This is a genomic window from Pseudarthrobacter sp., from assembly GCF_036675385.1.
GTDB lineage: Bacteria > Actinomycetota > Actinomycetes > Actinomycetales > Micrococcaceae > Arthrobacter.
In genome coordinates, this window is the sequence record NZ_JAKFFD010000103.1 from 17,500 (window position 1) to 31,701 (window position 14,202).

Below are 14,202 nucleotides of genomic sequence, written 5' to 3' on the forward strand. Positions count from 1 at the left end.
AAACCGTGGACCTGTTTGAATACCAGGCGCGCGATATGTTCGAGGCGCACGGTGTACCCGTGCTTGCCGGCATCGTGGCGTACACCCCAGAAGAAGCAAAGGCAGCTGCCGAGAAAATCGGCGGCGTAACTGTCGTTAAGGCCCAGGTTAAGGCCGGTGGCCGCGGTAAGGCTGGCGGCGTCAAGGTTGCCAAGACCGCCGATGAGGCGTTTGAGCACTCCACCAACATCCTGGGCATGGACATCAAGGGCCACACCGTCAACAAGGTGATGATTGCCCAGGGTGCCGACATTGCCGAGGAGTACTACTTCTCCGTGCTGCTGGACCGGGCCAACCGCAACTACCTGGCCATGTGCTCGGTAGAAGGTGGCATGGAAATCGAACAGCTCGCCGTCGAACGCCCTGAGGCGCTCGCCAAGATCGCCATCGACCCCGCTGTGGGCATCGACCAGGCCAAGGCCGACGAAATCGTCGCAGCTGCAGGCTTCGATGAGGAACTGCGCGGCAAAGTCGCCGCCGTGATCCTCAAGCTCTGGGACGTCTTCAAGAAGGAAGACGCCACCCTCGTTGAGGTGAACCCGCTGGTCAAGACCGGCGCCGGCGACATCGTGGCACTGGACGGCAAGGTCTCCCTCGACGAGAACGCCGGCTTCCGCCACGCCAAGCACGCCCTCCTCGAAGACAAGGACGCTGCAGATCCGCTCGAGGCCAAGGCCAAGGCGCAGGACCTGAACTACGTCAAGCTGGACGGCTCCGTGGGCATCATCGGCAACGGTGCAGGCCTGGTCATGTCCACCCTGGACGTTGTTGCCTACGCCGGTGAAAACCACGGCAACGTCAAGCCCGCCAACTTCCTGGACATCGGCGGTGGAGCTTCCGCCGAGGTCATGGCCGCCGGCCTCGACGTCATCCTGGGCGACCCGCAGGTCAAGTCCGTATTCGTGAACGTCTTCGGTGGCATCACCGCGTGTGACGCCGTCGCCAAGGGCATCGTTGGTGCGCTGGCCGAGCTGGGCCACTCCGCGAACAAGCCGCTGGTAGTCCGCCTCGACGGCAACAACGTTGAGGAAGGCCGCCGCATCCTGGCCGAGGCCAACCACCCGCTGGTTACCCTGGCCGCCACCATGGACGAGGGCGCCGACAAGGCCGCCGAGCTCGCCAACGCAGCTAAGTAAAGGGACGCACCATGTCTATCTATCTGAACAAGGACTCCAAGGTCATCGTCCAGGGCATCACCGGCGGCGAAGGCACCAAGCACACCGCCCTGATGCTGAAGGCCGGCACCAACATTGTTGGTGGCGTCAACGCCCGTAAGGCCGGCACCACGGTCCTGCACGGCGACACCGAGATCAACGTTTTTGGCACCGTCAAGGAAGCCATTGCCGAAACCGGCGCCGACGTCTCCATCGTCTTTGTCCCGCCGGCATTCACCAAGAACGCCGTGGTTGAGGCCATCGAGGCAGGCATCGGCCTGGTCGTCGTCATCACCGAAGGCGTGCCGGTCCAGGATTCCGCCGAGTTCTGGGCACTGGCCCAGTCCACGGTTGACGCCGACGGCAAGCAGGTCACCCGCATCATCGGGCCGAACTGCCCCGGCATCATCACCCCCGGCGAAGCGCTGGTTGGCATCACGCCGAACAACATCACGGGCAAGGGCCCCATCGGCCTGGTTTCCAAGTCCGGAACCCTGACCTACCAGATGATGTACGAACTGCGCGACCTGGGCTTCTCCACCGCCATCGGCATCGGCGGCGACCCCGTCATCGGTACCACGCACATCGACGCCCTGGCCGCGTTCGAGGCTGACCCGGAGACCAAGGCGATCGTCATGATCGGCGAAATCGGTGGCGACGCCGAAGAACGTGCTGCCGACTACATCAAGGCACACGTCACCAAGCCGGTTGTTGGCTACGTTGCCGGCTTCACCGCTCCCGAAGGCAAGACCATGGGCCACGCCGGCGCCATCGTCTCCGGTTCCGCCGGAACCGCCCAGGCCAAGAAGGAAGCCCTTGAGGCTGCCGGCGTGAAGGTCGGCAAGACGCCGTCCGAGACCGCCAAGCTGCTGCGCGAAGTCTACGCAGCGCTCTAGTAGTTCTGTAAGAGCAACGCGGGGTCACTCCCTGCCCGTTCCAGAGGTTGGATCGGGCACGGAGTGACCCCGCGTTGTTTGTTTAAGCGCGTTTTTGGTTAAGTACGACGGCGGACGGTCACCTTCTCCTGGAAGGTGACCGTCCGCCGTCGTACTTGAACTAGGCGTTCGCGTGGAGCCGGGGGAGTGCGTCCACCAGCGCGGCCAGCTCGGGAATCGCCTGGGCCTCGGCCAGGGCGCGCTCCAGCGTGGCGTCATGGACGGGCCGGGTTTCCTCCAGCAGGGCGATGCCGCTGGGCGTGAGCTCGGTGTAGATGCCGCGGCGGTCGTCCGCGCAGAGGATCCGCGTCAGCAGAGCCCGGTCCTCAAGCCGGTTGACCAGCCGGGTGGTGGCGCTGGCGCTGAGCGCGGTGGCGCGGGCGAGCTGCTGCATGCGCATGTGCCAGCCGTCCTGGCGGCTGAGCGCATCCAGCACGGTGTACTCCACCACTGACAGCTTTGATTCGGCCTGCAGGGAGCGTTCCAGCTCGCCCTCGATCAGGCCGTGCAGCGCCGCGAGCGTGCGCCAGCCCTGTGCCCGGACCTCCACGGCGTCGTCCTTGATGCCCATCTGTCTTTCCTCTCGCGGGTGCTCCAGCCGCCTGGCGGCGTAAGGCGGAGCACAATCGATAATAGTTGCTTGCGCGGCGTATCTGCTTGTGCAACAATAAATAACGCGTCTGCAACTACTAGCTTACGCGTCCTATCTCATTCCGTACAGTTTTCAAAGGAGCATCCCCATGCCCATTGGCCTGATAGCCCTCGCCCTCGGCGGGTTCGGCATCGGACTCACCGAGTTCGTGATCATGGGCCTGCTGCCCGAGGTTGCCGCCGACTTCCAGGTCAGCGAGGCCACGGCAGGCTGGCTGATCTCCGGATATGCCCTGGCCGTGGTGGTCGGCGCATTGGTGCTGACCGCGGCGGTGACCCGCTTCGAACGCAAGCCCGTCCTCGCTGTTCTGCTGGTGCTGTTCATCGCCGGCAACCTGGTCTCCGCCATCGCTCCCGATTACGGAATGATGATGGTCGGCCGGATCATCGCCGCCCTGGCGCACGGTGCCTTCTTCGGGATCGGAGCCGTGGTGGCCGCGGACATGGTTGCCCCCACCAAAAAGGCCGGCGCCATCGCCATCATGTTCACCGGGCTCACCGCAGCCAACGTCCTGGGCGTGCCGTTCGGCACCATGCTGGGACAGGCCGCAGGCTGGCGCTCGACGTTCTGGGCCATCACCGTCATCGGGGTCATCGCCCTGGCGGGAATCCTGGCGCTCGTTCCGAAGACCGGCCATGGCGACACCACGCCCGGAACGCTGCGCAGCGAACTACGCGCCTTCCGCTCCGGGCAGGTGTGGCTCTCCATCCTGGTCACCATCCTCGGCTATGGCGGGATGTTCGGCGCCTTCACCTATATCGCCTTCACGCTCACCGAGGTCTCCGGCTTCGCCGCCTCCACCGTTCCGTGGCTGCTGATCGTCTTCGGTGTAGGCCTCTTTATCGGCAACACCATCGGCGGCAAGGCTGCGGACCGCAATGTGGACCGCACGCTCGTGGTGGTGCTCTCCGTGCTGGTGGTGGTGCTCGTCGGTTTTGCCCTGACCGCCGGCAACCAGGTGCTCACCGTTGCGTCCATCGTCCTGATGGGCGGCTTCGGATTCGCCACCGTGCCGGGACTGCAGATGCGCGTGATGAAGTACGCCTCCAGCGCCCCCACCCTCGCGTCCGGCGCCAACATCGGTGCCTTCAACGTGGGCAACGCCCTCGGCGCCTGGCTCGGGGGAGTGACCATCACCGCCGGACTCGGCTACACCTCGCCCATCTGGGCCGGCGCCGGCATCACCCTGCTGGGGCTCGTGGTGATGATCATCGCCGCCGCCGGAGCCAAGCGGGCCGTCCGGCAGGCCTCCGCCAACGCCGGTCCCGGCGGACGTGTGGCCGCCGAACCTGTAGCCGTCCTCCACTAAGCCTTCAAACCCCGATCCTCAACCTGCAACAGGAGAACCCATGACTTCCACCACCATCACCACGTCCATCCCGGAGATCACCCTCAACAACGGCGTGCGGATGCCGCAGCTGGGGTTCGGCGTCTTCCAGGTGTCCGACGACGACACCACCGCCGCGGTCAGCCACGCCCTCGCAGCCGGCTACCGGAGCATCGACACCGCCGCCATTTACGGCAATGAGGCGGGTACCGGAGGCGCCATCGCCGAGTCCGGCATCGACCGCGAAGAGCTGTTCATTACGTCCAAACTGTGGGTGGCCGACCTCGGCTACAACGCCACGCTGGCCGCGTTCGAGGCCAGCCTGGCCAAGCTGGGACTGGACTACCTGGACCTCTACCTCATCCACTGGCCGGCGCCGGCAACCAACCTGTACCTCGAGTCCTGGCGGGCGCTGGAGCACCTGCTGGCCAGCGGCAAGGCACGGGCCATCGGCGTCTCCAACTTCCTCCCCGAGCACCTGCAGAAGGTCATTGACCTGGGCGGCACGGTCCCGGCCATTAACCAGATTGAGCTCCACCCGGCCCTGCAACAGCGGGACATTGCAGACTTCAATGCCGCCCACGGGATCGCCACTGAGGCCTGGAGCCCGCTCGCGCAGGGTGCCGTGCTGGCAGATCCGGCCGTTGTGGACATCGCGGCACGGCATGATGTGAGCCCGGCGCAGGCCATTCTTCGCTGGCACCTGCAGCAGGGCCGGATCATCATCCCCAAGTCCGTCACCCCGCAACGGATCCGGGAAAACCTGGACGTTTTCGGCTTCGACCTGACGGCCGACGAACTCACTGTCTTCGACGGCCTGGAGCGCGACGGCCGCACCGGTCCGCACCCGGCGGAGTTCAACGGCTAGGAAAAGCCCACCCTCGGGTCTCGACGGGCTCGACCACGAGTACGACGGCGGCCGGTTACCTTCTCCAGGAAGGTAACCGGCCGCCGTCGTACTCGTTTAAGGGCTGTTCTAGACCTTGGCGCCGCTGAGCAGTTCGTCGAGCCGCTCGTAGCCCTCGGTCATGCCGCCTTCCATGCCGGACTGCGCCATGCCGTCGCGGGCCTCCTGGGTGGGATAGACGGAGTGGCCCCGGACGCGGGACCGGCCGTTGCCGAGGTCCTCGAAGGTCAGGAACTCGATGCTGACCACGTCGGGGTAGCCGCCGAATTCGAAGGTCTGGATGGCGAATTCGTTCTCGCGGACGGTGTGATAAACGCCGCTGAATTCGTAGGCGACGCCGTCGGGCCCGGTGTGCAGGTAGCTGTAGCTGCCGCCGGTGCGGAAATCGAAGTGGTTGATTTCCATCTTCATGCCACGCGGGCCGAGCCACTGGACGATGAGGTCCGGGTCCTTGTGAGCGCGGAAGACGTCCGCCACCGGGAAGTCGAACTCCCGCTCGAAGTCGATGAAGGGGAGTCCTTCAGGAATAGTGAGGTTCAGCGGATTGCTCATGATGATTCCTTTGGATGGTTGCCGCTGTTCGCGGCATTGGATCTGAGCACGGCGTCAAGGCTGCGGAACTGCTCTTCGCGGACCAGCCGGTACTGGTCGATCCACGCTGTGAGAGCCTCCAACCGTGCGGGATTCAGGTGGACGGGCCGGCGCTGGGCTTCCCTGCTGCGGGTGACGAGCCCTGCCTGCTCGAGGACCTGGATGTGCTTCGAGACCGCCTGTTTGGTGATCGCGAAGGGTTCCGCCAATTCGTTGACTGTGGCCTGCCCGCGGCTGAGCCGGGCGATGATCCGCCGCCGCACGGGGTCGGCCAGGGCCATAAAGGCCGAGTCCAGGGTGCTGTCGTCGGGGTTCATCGTGCTGCAGGCCTTTCTCGATCAGTTAATCAACTGATTCATTGATCAACTATCTGGTTGTTTAACCATATCCCCGGCCCCGCCTGGGCGGAAGGGGTGTAGGGGATCTTCCTTGCGGACCATCTTGAAAGTTTGTTAGTATGTCAGGACAAACTTCAGGGAGATGGAAAATGCCGCTGGTACGAATCGATGTTAATCACGGGCGCACCGCTGAACAGTTGCAGCGCCTGAGCAGGGGCATCCACGATGCCATCCTCGCGGAGTATGCCATCCCGGAGCGCGATTACTTCCACATACTCACGGAGCATCCGCAGGGCCAGATTGTCGCCCAGGATGCGGGACTCGGCTTCGAGCGCACCCCCGATGTGGTGATGATCCAGATCTTTACCCAAAGCGGCCGGAGCCAGGCGGCCAAGCAGTCGCTGTTTGCGGCGATCGCCGACCGGCTGGCGGAACTTGATGTTGCCGGCGAGGATGTGTTTATCGGATACGTGGAGAATGCGGCCGGCGACTGGTCCTTCGGCTTCGGGCGGGCGCAGTATGTCACGGGCGAGCTGGCGGTTCCCCGGAAGTAATCCCGAGGGCGCCAATTCCACGCCTTATGCAGGTTGTAAATATGTCAGTACAAACCTTTGACAGGACAATGATTCTAGGGCAAGGTAGTGGTTGTGGCCCCGCTCACGGGGGCCCGGCCAGGAACCCGAGCCCTAGCTCTTGCTGTACAGGGTATGGAGCTCAAACCAGAAAGGTCCGCGATTACCGTGACCCACGAACTGCTCACGATCGGGCGCATCAGTGTCGATATCTACCCGAACGACATCGGGGTGGATCTGGAGGACGTCACGTCCTTCGGAAAGTACCTCGGAGGTTCCCCTTCCAATGTGGCCGTGGCCGCGGCGCGGCATGGCCGCAATGCAGGCGTGATCACGCGCACCGGCGACGACGCCTTCGGGAAATACCTCCACCGTGAACTGCGCAAGTTCAACGTGGACGATACGTTCGTGACGCCGGTGAAGGAATGGCCCACCGCGGTGACGTTCTGCGCCATCATGCCGCCGGATGATTTTCCGCTCTACTTCTACGGGCGTTTCCCCACGGCGCCTGACCTGCAGATCAAGGCCGCGGAGCTGGACCTGGAAGCCATCCGTGAAGCCGGGATCTTCTGGTCCACCGTGACCGGCCTCTGCCAGGAGCCCAGCCGTTCCGCCCACCTCGCGGCGCACGAGGCACGGCCGCGGACCGGCCTGAACGAGGGCCAGTACACCATCCTGGACCTGGACTACCGGCCCATGTTCTGGGCCTCCGAAGAGGATGCCCGAACCGAGGTTGCCAAGATCCTGCCGCACGTCACGGTTGCCATCGGCAATGACAAGGAATGTGCCGTCGCCGTGGGCGAAGGAACCCCTGACGAGCAGGCCGACCGGCTGCTGGCCGCCGGCGTCGAGATCGCCGTCGTCAAGCTTGGGCCGGAGGGCGTGATGGCTAAGACCCGCACCGAACGCGTTGTCTCCGCGCCGGTCCCGGTGGAAACCCTCAACGGCCTCGGTGCCGGCGACTCGTTCGGTGGGGCCTTCTGCCACGGACTGCTGTCCGGCTGGCCGCTGGCCCAGGTCCTGGACTACGCCAACGCCGCCGGCGCCATTGTGGCCTCCCGCCTGTCCTGCGCCGACGCCATGCCGACGCCGGAGGAAGTCACCTCGCTGCTGGCCGAACGCGGCCGCCTGGTACCCGCCCTGGCCGGTGCCGCCGCCTCACGCCCATCCCACACCACAGTTTCCGAAGGAGCAGCGTCTTGAGCGCCAACGACGATCCCCGCCGCTACCAGCACCTGAGCGCCCTCCGGCTCGAAGACCCCGACGCCGTTGCCCGCGCGGCAGCCACGCGCCGGCGCCATCCGGGGCTGAAGTACGGTGTGCAGAACTTCATCGTTGCCGCCGACCACCCCGCCCGCGGAGCCCTCTCCGTGGGAAACGATCCGGTGGCTATGGCGGACCGCCGCGATTTGCTGGACCGCCTGCAGATCGCCCTGGCGAATCCCGCCGTCGATGGTGTCCTCGCGTCCCCGGACATCATGGACGACCTGCTCCTGCTGGGGGCGCTCGAAGGCAAGCTGGTCTTCGGCTCGATGAACCGCGGTGGCCTGGCCGGGCTCGTCAACGAAATCGATGACCGTTTCACCGGCCACACGGCCGCAGCCCTGGAAGCCCTGGGGGCCGACGGCGGCAAGATGCTGACCCGTATCTGCCTCGGCGACCCGGACACCGCCTCCGCCCTGGAAGCCACAGCGCGGGCCGTCGACTCCCTCGCCGCACGCAAGCTGATCGCCATGGTGGAACCGTTCCTCTCGACCTGGCAGAACGGCAAGGTCCGCAACGACCTCAGCCCGGACGGGGTCATCAAGTCCATCGCGATCGCCCAGGGCCTGGGCTCCACGAGCGCCTACACCTGGATGAAGCTGCCCGTGGTGGCCGAGATGGAACGCGTCATGGCGGCCACCACGCTGCCCACCGTGCTCCTCGGCGGGGACCCGGAAGGCACCCAGGACGAGGTCTTCGCCAGCTGGCAGGCCGCCCTGGCCCTGCCCGGCGTCCAGGGCCTCACCGTGGGCCGGACGCTGCTGTACCCGGCCGACGGCGATGTGGCCGGCGCCGTCGCCACCGCCGCCTCGCTGCTCAAGACGCCCGTGCTGCAGTCATCAGCGAAAGTATCGGAGTAGTCATCCCAATGAGCACAGGAACAGCAACACGCAGAATGACAGTCGCCCAGGCCGTCGTCGAGTACCTTTCCAAGCAGTACACGGTGGACCGCATCGACACTGAGGACTACCGGGAGCGGCTGATTCCGGGGACGTTCGGCATCTTCGGCCACGGCAACGTCGCCGGCGTCGGCCAGGCGTTGAAGCAGTACCAGGCCGCGGACCCGTCCATCATGCCGTACTACCAGGGCCGCAACGAGCAGGCCCAGGTGCACCAGGCCGTGGGCTACGCCCGGCACACCCGCCGCCGCCAGACGTTTGCCATCAGCACCTCGATCGGTCCGGGATCCTCGAACCTGCTCACCGGCGCCGCGCTGGCCACCACCAACCGCCTGCCCGTGCTGCTGCTGCCCAGCGATACCTTCGCCACCCGCGCCGCGGACCCGGTCCTGCAGCAGCTCGAGCAGCCCTACGCCTACGACATCACCGTCAACGACGCTTTCCGGCCGCTGTCCAAGTTCTTCGACCGGGTCTCCCGCCCGGAGCAGCTGTTCTCGGCGTTCCACCACGGCCTGCGGGTCCTGACGGATCCGGCCGAGACCGGTGCCGTCACCATCTCGCTGCCGCAGGATGTCCAGGCCGAAGCCTTCGACGTGCCTGCGGAGTTCCTGGCCGAACGGGAATGGCGCATCCGCCGCCCCGAAGCCGACGACGAGGACATCCGCCGCGCCGCCGAGGCCATCCGAGCCGCGAAACGCCCGTTGATCATCGCCGGCGGCGGCGTCCTCTACGCCTACGCCAACGAGGAACTCGCCGCATTTGCTGAGTTGACCGGCATCCCGGTGGGCAATACCCAGGCCGGCGTCGGCGTCCTGCCCTGGGACCACAAGTTCTCGCTCGGCGCCATCGGCTCCACGGGTACAACGGCGGCCAACGCCATCGCTGCCGAGGCGGACCTGATCATCGGTATCGGCACCCGCTACGAGGACTTCACCACGGCCTCGCGGACCGCGTTCCAGAACCCGGACGTCAAGTTCATCAACATCAACGTCGCCGCCATCGACGCGTACAAGCATGGCACGTCGCTGCCGATCGTGGCGGACGCCCGCAAGGCACTGGTCAAGCTGAACCAGGCCCTGGGCGGCTACCGTATCGGAGCGGACCTCGAAGCGACGATCGCCGCGGAGAAGAAGCGCTGGGACGCCACGGTGGACGAAGCCTTCGATACCCGCTTTACGCCGCTGCCGGCCCAGAACGAGATCATCGGCGCCACGTCCCGGGCCATGGACGCGGCTGACGTCGTTATCTGCGCGGCTGGTTCCCTGCCCGGTGACCTGCACAAGATGTGGCGTGTCCGGGACCCGTTCGGCTACCACGTGGAATACGCGTACTCCTGCATGGGCTACGAAATCCCGGGCGGACTCGGTGTTAAGCGCGCCGCGCTCGCAGAAGCCGCGCGCGGTGGCGAGCAGCGCGACGTTGTGGTCATGGTGGGGGACGGCTCCTACCTGATGATGCACACCGAACTGGTCACCGCCGTCGCCGAACGCATCAAGCTGATCGTGGTCCTGATCCAGAACCACGGTTACGCCTCCATCGGCTCGCTGTCCGAGTCCCTGGGTTCGCAGCGTTTCGGTACGCAGTACCGGGCGCTGAACGAGGAACAGCACAGCTTCGACGAGGGCGAAACCCTCCCGGTGGACCTGGCCCTGAACGCGGAAAGCCTCGGCGTGAAGGTGATCCGGATCGAACCGGGGGAGAAGGTCATCGCCGAACTCGAGCAGGCCATCCGGGACGCCAAGGCTGCTCCTGAACGCGGCGGGCCCATCCTGATCCACGTTGAATCCGACCCCCTGCTGGATGCTCCAAGCTCCGAGTCATGGTGGGACGTTCCCGTCTCCCAGGTCTCGGACCTCGACTCCACGCAGCAGGCCTTCAAGACCTACACCGACCACAAGAACCGCCAGCGCAAACTGCTCGGCTGATTTCCCAGACACACAGCCCCCACAGACCAAGGAAGTCCAACACCATGTCAACGACGACCGTCACCACCACCATCAACCACTTCATCAACGGGGCCGAAACCGCCGGCGTTGGCACCCGCACGCAGCCCGTCTACAACCCCGCCACCGGCGCCGTCTCCGCGGAGCTGCGGCTGGCCAACCGTGCGGACCTGGACGCCACCGTCGCGGCCGCCCGCGCCGCCGCCGACATCTGGGGCGACATTTCCCTGGCCAAGCGAACCAATGTGCTGTTCAAGTTCCGCGAACTCGTTGCCGCACACGTGGACGAGTTGGCCGAGCTGATCACCGCCGAGCACGGCAAGGTCCTCTCCGATGCCAAGGGCGAGATCGGCCGCGGCCTTGAGGTCATCGAGTTCGCCTGCGGCATCCCGACCCTGCTCAAGGGCGATTACTCGGACCAGGTCTCCACCGGCATCGACGTCTTCTCCTTCCGAGAGCCGCTCGGCGTGGTCGCCGGGATCACGCCGTTCAACTTCCCGGTGATGGTGCCGCTGTGGATGGCCCCGATGGCCATCGCCGCAGGCAATACGTTCATCCTCAAGCCCTCCGAGCGTGACCCGTCCGCCTCGATGCTGCTGGCCAAGCTGTGGAAGCAGGCAGGCCTGCCGGACGGCGTGTTCCAGGTCCTGCACGGCGACAAGGAAACCGTGGAGGGGCTCCTGACCCACCCGGACGTGGACGGCATCTCGTTCGTTGGATCCACCCCGATCGCCCAGTACGTCCACGAGACCGCCACCAAGCACGGCAAGCGTGTCCAGGCCCTGGGCGGGGCCAAGAACCACGCGATCATCATGCCCGACGCCGACCTGGACAACGCCGCGGACCACCTCGCCGCCGCCGCCTTCGGCTCCGCCGGCGAACGCTGCATGGCCATCTCCGTGGCCGTCGCCGTGGGTGACGCCGCGGACCTGCTGGTCAAGAAGGTCGAGGAGCGCGCCCTCGCCGTGAAGGTCAACAACGGCACAGCGCCCGACGCCGAAATGGGCCCCGTGATCACGCCCGCATCCAAGGAACGCATCGTAAAGATCGTCACCGAGGCCGAAGCCGCCGGTGCCGCGATGGTGGTGGACGGCCGCGACTTGGTGGTCCCCGGCCACGAGGAAGGGTTCTGGGTTGGCCCCACGGTCATCGACCACGTCAAGACCGAAATGACCGCCTACACCGAGGAAATCTTCGGACCGGTCCTCGTGGTGGTCCGCGTCGAGGACCTGGACGCAGGCATCGCCCTGATCAATGCCAACCCCTACGGCAACGGCACCGCCATCTTCACCTCCTCCGGCGCGAACGCCCGCAAGTTCCAGCGTTCGGTGACCGTGGGCATGATCGGCATCAACGTGCCGCTGCCCGTGCCGGTGGCCTACCACTCCTTCGGTGGCTGGAAGGCATCGCTGTTCGGCGACAAGCACATCTACGGCCCGGAAGGCGTCTCCTTCTACACCCGTGGCAAAGTAGTCACGTCCCGCTGGCCCGAGCCCACCCACGCCTCGGGTGCCTCGTACAACTTCCCCTCCAACTAAGGAAGCGTCAATGACTGAGAACAAATTGATCATCGGCACGGCGCCGGACTCCTGGGGCGTGTGGTTCGCCGATGACCCCCAGCAGACTCCTTGGGAGCGCTTCCTCGACGAAGTGGCCGAATCCGGATACAAATGGATCGAACTGGGTCCGTACGGCTACCTGCCGAACGATCCCACGCGGCTGGCCGAGGAGCTCAAGGCCCGCGATCTGAAGGTCACCGCAGGGACGGTCTTCACGGCATTCCACCGCGGCGCCAAGCAATACGACGAAGCCTGGGAGCCGGCCCGCAAGGTGGCCGAACTGACGGCAGCCATGGGCGGCGAGCACATTGTGGTCATTCCGGCCATGTGGCGCGATGACGTCACCGGTGAGGCGGTGGAAAGCGGCGAGCTTTCACAGGAACAGTGGGCGGACCTCTTCGCCGGCCACAACCGCATGGGCAAGGTCCTGCTGGAGGACTTCGGCCTGAAGCAGCAGTTCCACTCGCACGCCGATTCGCACGTTGGTGCGCAGCAGGACATCGAGACACTGCTGGCCGCGACGGACCCCGAATACCTGAATCTGTGCCTGGACACCGGCCACGCCGAGTACTGCGGAGCGTCCAGCCTGGAGCTCATCAAGAACTATCCGGACCGCATCGGCTACCTGCATCTGAAGCAGATCAACCCGGACGTCCTGAAAAAGGTCAACGAAGAAAACATGACCTGGGCAGCAGCCAACCTCGCCGGCGTTATGACCGAGCCCCCCAACGGCCTCCCCGACCTGCGCGCCGTCATCGAGGCAGTGGAAGGCCTGAACCGGCCGATCTTTGGCATCGTGGAACAGGACATGTACCCCGTGGACTTCGACGTGCCGATGCCCATCGCCAAGCGAACCCGCAACTACCTGCTCTCCTGCGGCTCCCGCACCACAGTCAGCTAGAAGCATCACCGTCAGCTAGCACCACGTACAGCTGGCCCCCGATACCTAAGGACAGAACAATGACTGACATTCTCCGCGTTGCCGTCATCGGCGCAGGCCGCATGGGTGCGGACCACATCAAGCGTCTCAGCACCCGCATCCACGGCGCCGAAGTGGCCGCCGTCGTCGACGTCGACCTCTCCCGTGCGCAGGCCGCCATCGAAGGCATCGACGGTGCCGTGGCGCTTGCCAGCGCCGACGAGGCGCTCAACAACGGCGACGTCAACGCCGTGCTGATTGCCACGCCGGGCTTCCTCCACGAGGAAATCCTGTACAAGGCGCTCGAAAAGGGCTTCCCGATCCTCTGCGAAAAGCCGCTCACCCCGGACGCCGAAAGTGCCTGGAAAGTTGTCCAGGCCGAAACGGCCCTGGGACACAAGCGCATCCAGGTGGGCTTCATGCGCCGCTTCGACGCCGAATACGCCGCGTTGGGCTCCGTCATCCGCGACGGCGAACTGGGTGAGCTGCTGATGCTCCACCACCAGCACCGGAACCCCACCACGCCGGCCGGTTTCACCAACGAGATGCTGATCAACGACTCCGTGGTCCACGAGTTCGACGCCATCCGCTTCTTCACCGGCGAGGAAATCACCTCCGTGCAGGTCCGGCTGGGCAAAGCCACCCGCAACGCCCCGAACGGCCAGCACGATCCGCAGCACGTCCTGCTCGAAACCGAATCCGGTGTCCTGGCAGACGTCGAGATCTACGTCAACGCCAAGTTCGGCTACGAAGTGGCCACCCAAGCCTCGTTCGAGGACGGCATCGTGAACATCGGCGGCGACAGCGGGCCGTACATCCGTACATCCGGCCGCTGGGGCGGTGCAGTCACGCCCGGCTTCGAGGAGCGCTTCGGCGCCGCATACGACGTCGAGGTCCAGGCCTGGGTGGACGCCGCCCGCCGCGGCGAAATCGGTGGCCCCACCGCCTGGGACGGCTACGCCACCGCAGCCTGCTGCGAGGCCGGCGTCGAGGCCCAGAAGTCGGGAGAAAAGGTCAAGGTCCAGCTGAACGCCAAGCCGGACCTCTACACCTAAGCCCCGCCCGCACTCAGTTAGATCACTGACTCATTCACAAAGGAGTGAC

The 14,202-nt window shown here is 65.5% G+C and carries 14 protein-coding genes; 11 read left to right on the forward strand and 3 right to left on the reverse strand.

The window, feature by feature from the left end; translation table 11 throughout:
* Window positions 1–5 precede the first annotated feature (5 nt).
* Entirely contained in the window at window positions 6–1,175 is a 1,170-nt protein-coding gene (sucC, locus tag V6M49_RS08140; RefSeq protein WP_141139579.1) for an ADP-forming succinate--CoA ligase subunit beta, read from the forward strand.
* Between the two features lie 11 nt (window positions 1,176–1,186).
* Complete coding sequence (gene sucD / locus V6M49_RS08145; RefSeq protein ID WP_056346687.1) at window positions 1,187–2,089, forward strand: succinate--CoA ligase subunit alpha; 903 nt, start codon at window positions 1,187–1,189, stop codon at window positions 2,087–2,089.
* A 160-nt stretch (window positions 2,090–2,249) separates the two neighbouring features.
* Here the strand turns inward: sucD and V6M49_RS08150 are convergent, their stop codons facing one another.
* Window positions 2,250–2,699: a MarR family winged helix-turn-helix transcriptional regulator gene (locus V6M49_RS08150; RefSeq protein WP_141139580.1), complete on the reverse strand. Its 450-nt coding sequence runs from the start codon at window positions 2,697–2,699 to the stop codon at window positions 2,250–2,252.
* A gap of 169 nt (window positions 2,700–2,868) precedes the next feature.
* Here V6M49_RS08150 and V6M49_RS08155 point away from each other — a divergent pair, with 169 nt between their 5' ends.
* Entirely contained in the window at window positions 2,869–4,089 is a 1,221-nt protein-coding gene (locus V6M49_RS08155) for an MFS transporter (RefSeq protein ID WP_332760810.1), read from the forward strand.
* 40 nt (window positions 4,090–4,129) lie between these two features.
* Window positions 4,130–4,975, forward strand: a complete 846-nt coding sequence (locus V6M49_RS08160) for an aldo/keto reductase (RefSeq protein WP_332760811.1) — start codon at window positions 4,130–4,132, stop codon at window positions 4,973–4,975.
* Between the two features lie 108 nt (window positions 4,976–5,083).
* Here V6M49_RS08160 and V6M49_RS08165 read toward each other — a convergent pair whose 3' ends face one another.
* Complete coding sequence (locus V6M49_RS08165; RefSeq protein ID WP_141139583.1) at window positions 5,084–5,566, reverse strand: SRPBCC family protein; 483 nt, start codon at window positions 5,564–5,566, stop codon at window positions 5,084–5,086.
* A complete protein-coding gene (locus tag V6M49_RS08170; protein WP_141139584.1) occupies window positions 5,563–5,922 on the reverse strand; it encodes an ArsR/SmtB family transcription factor in 360 nt (119 codons plus the stop codon). Before V6M49_RS08170 ends, V6M49_RS08165 begins: the two co-directional genes overlap by 4 nt.
* 170 nt (window positions 5,923–6,092) lie before the next feature.
* On the opposite strand from V6M49_RS08170, the gene V6M49_RS08175 reads away from it, so the two are divergent.
* The 7 genes from V6M49_RS08175 to V6M49_RS08205 all read left to right on the forward strand — a co-directional run bounded on the left by V6M49_RS08175 (window position 6,093) and on the right by V6M49_RS08205 (window position 14,153).
* On the forward strand, window positions 6,093–6,497 hold the full coding sequence (locus V6M49_RS08175) for a tautomerase family protein (RefSeq protein ID WP_332760812.1): 405 nt from the start codon (window positions 6,093–6,095) through the stop codon (window positions 6,495–6,497).
* A 186-nt stretch (window positions 6,498–6,683) separates the two neighbouring features.
* Window positions 6,684–7,718 (forward strand): 5-dehydro-2-deoxygluconokinase, encoded by a 1,035-nt coding sequence (iolC, locus tag V6M49_RS08180; RefSeq protein WP_332760813.1) that lies wholly within the window; start codon window positions 6,684–6,686, stop codon window positions 7,716–7,718.
* The gene (locus V6M49_RS08185; RefSeq protein ID WP_332760814.1) at window positions 7,715–8,638 is read left to right on the forward strand and encodes a Cgl0159 family (beta/alpha)8-fold protein; all 924 of its coding nucleotides are present in this window, start codon (window positions 7,715–7,717) and stop codon (window positions 8,636–8,638) included. Before iolC ends, V6M49_RS08185 begins: the two co-directional genes overlap by 4 nt.
* 35 nt (window positions 8,639–8,673) lie before the next feature.
* Window positions 8,674–10,602: a 3D-(3,5/4)-trihydroxycyclohexane-1,2-dione acylhydrolase (decyclizing) gene (gene iolD, locus V6M49_RS08190; RefSeq protein ID WP_332760815.1), complete on the forward strand. Its 1,929-nt coding sequence runs from the start codon at window positions 8,674–8,676 to the stop codon at window positions 10,600–10,602.
* Between the two features lie 44 nt (window positions 10,603–10,646).
* Window positions 10,647–12,158, forward strand: a complete 1,512-nt coding sequence (locus tag V6M49_RS08195; protein WP_332760816.1) for a CoA-acylating methylmalonate-semialdehyde dehydrogenase — start codon at window positions 10,647–10,649, stop codon at window positions 12,156–12,158.
* 10 nt (window positions 12,159–12,168) lie between these two features.
* A complete protein-coding gene (locus tag V6M49_RS08200) occupies window positions 12,169–13,080 on the forward strand; it encodes a sugar phosphate isomerase/epimerase family protein (RefSeq protein ID WP_332760817.1) in 912 nt (303 codons plus the stop codon).
* Window positions 13,081–13,139: 59 nt separating this feature from the next.
* On the forward strand, window positions 13,140–14,153 hold the full coding sequence (locus tag V6M49_RS08205) for a Gfo/Idh/MocA family protein (RefSeq protein WP_141139590.1): 1,014 nt from the start codon (window positions 13,140–13,142) through the stop codon (window positions 14,151–14,153).
* Window positions 14,154–14,202 lie beyond the last annotated feature (49 nt).

Coding starts and splice junctions, on each gene's coding strand:
- V6M49_RS08195 (WP_332760816.1), top strand. CDS start 10,647: ATGTCAACGACGACCGTCACCACCACCATCAACCACTTCATCAACGGG.
- V6M49_RS08205 (WP_141139590.1), top strand. CDS start 13,140: ATGACTGACATTCTCCGCGTTGCCGTCATCGGCGCAGGCCGCATGGGT.
- V6M49_RS08170 (WP_141139584.1), bottom strand. CDS start 5,922: ATGAACCCCGACGACAGCACCCTGGACTCGGCCTTTATGGCCCTGGCC.
- V6M49_RS08165 (WP_141139583.1), bottom strand. CDS start 5,566: ATGAGCAATCCGCTGAACCTCACTATTCCTGAAGGACTCCCCTTCATC.
- V6M49_RS08175 (WP_332760812.1), top strand. CDS start 6,093: ATGCCGCTGGTACGAATCGATGTTAATCACGGGCGCACCGCTGAACAG.
- V6M49_RS08155 (WP_332760810.1), top strand. CDS start 2,869: ATGCCCATTGGCCTGATAGCCCTCGCCCTCGGCGGGTTCGGCATCGGA.
- V6M49_RS08150 (WP_141139580.1), bottom strand. CDS start 2,699: ATGGGCATCAAGGACGACGCCGTGGAGGTCCGGGCACAGGGCTGGCGC.
- sucD (WP_056346687.1), top strand. CDS start 1,187: ATGTCTATCTATCTGAACAAGGACTCCAAGGTCATCGTCCAGGGCATC.
- V6M49_RS08160 (WP_332760811.1), top strand. CDS start 4,130: ATGACTTCCACCACCATCACCACGTCCATCCCGGAGATCACCCTCAAC.
- iolD (WP_332760815.1), top strand. CDS start 8,674: ATGACAGTCGCCCAGGCCGTCGTCGAGTACCTTTCCAAGCAGTACACG.
- V6M49_RS08200 (WP_332760817.1), top strand. CDS start 12,169: ATGACTGAGAACAAATTGATCATCGGCACGGCGCCGGACTCCTGGGGC.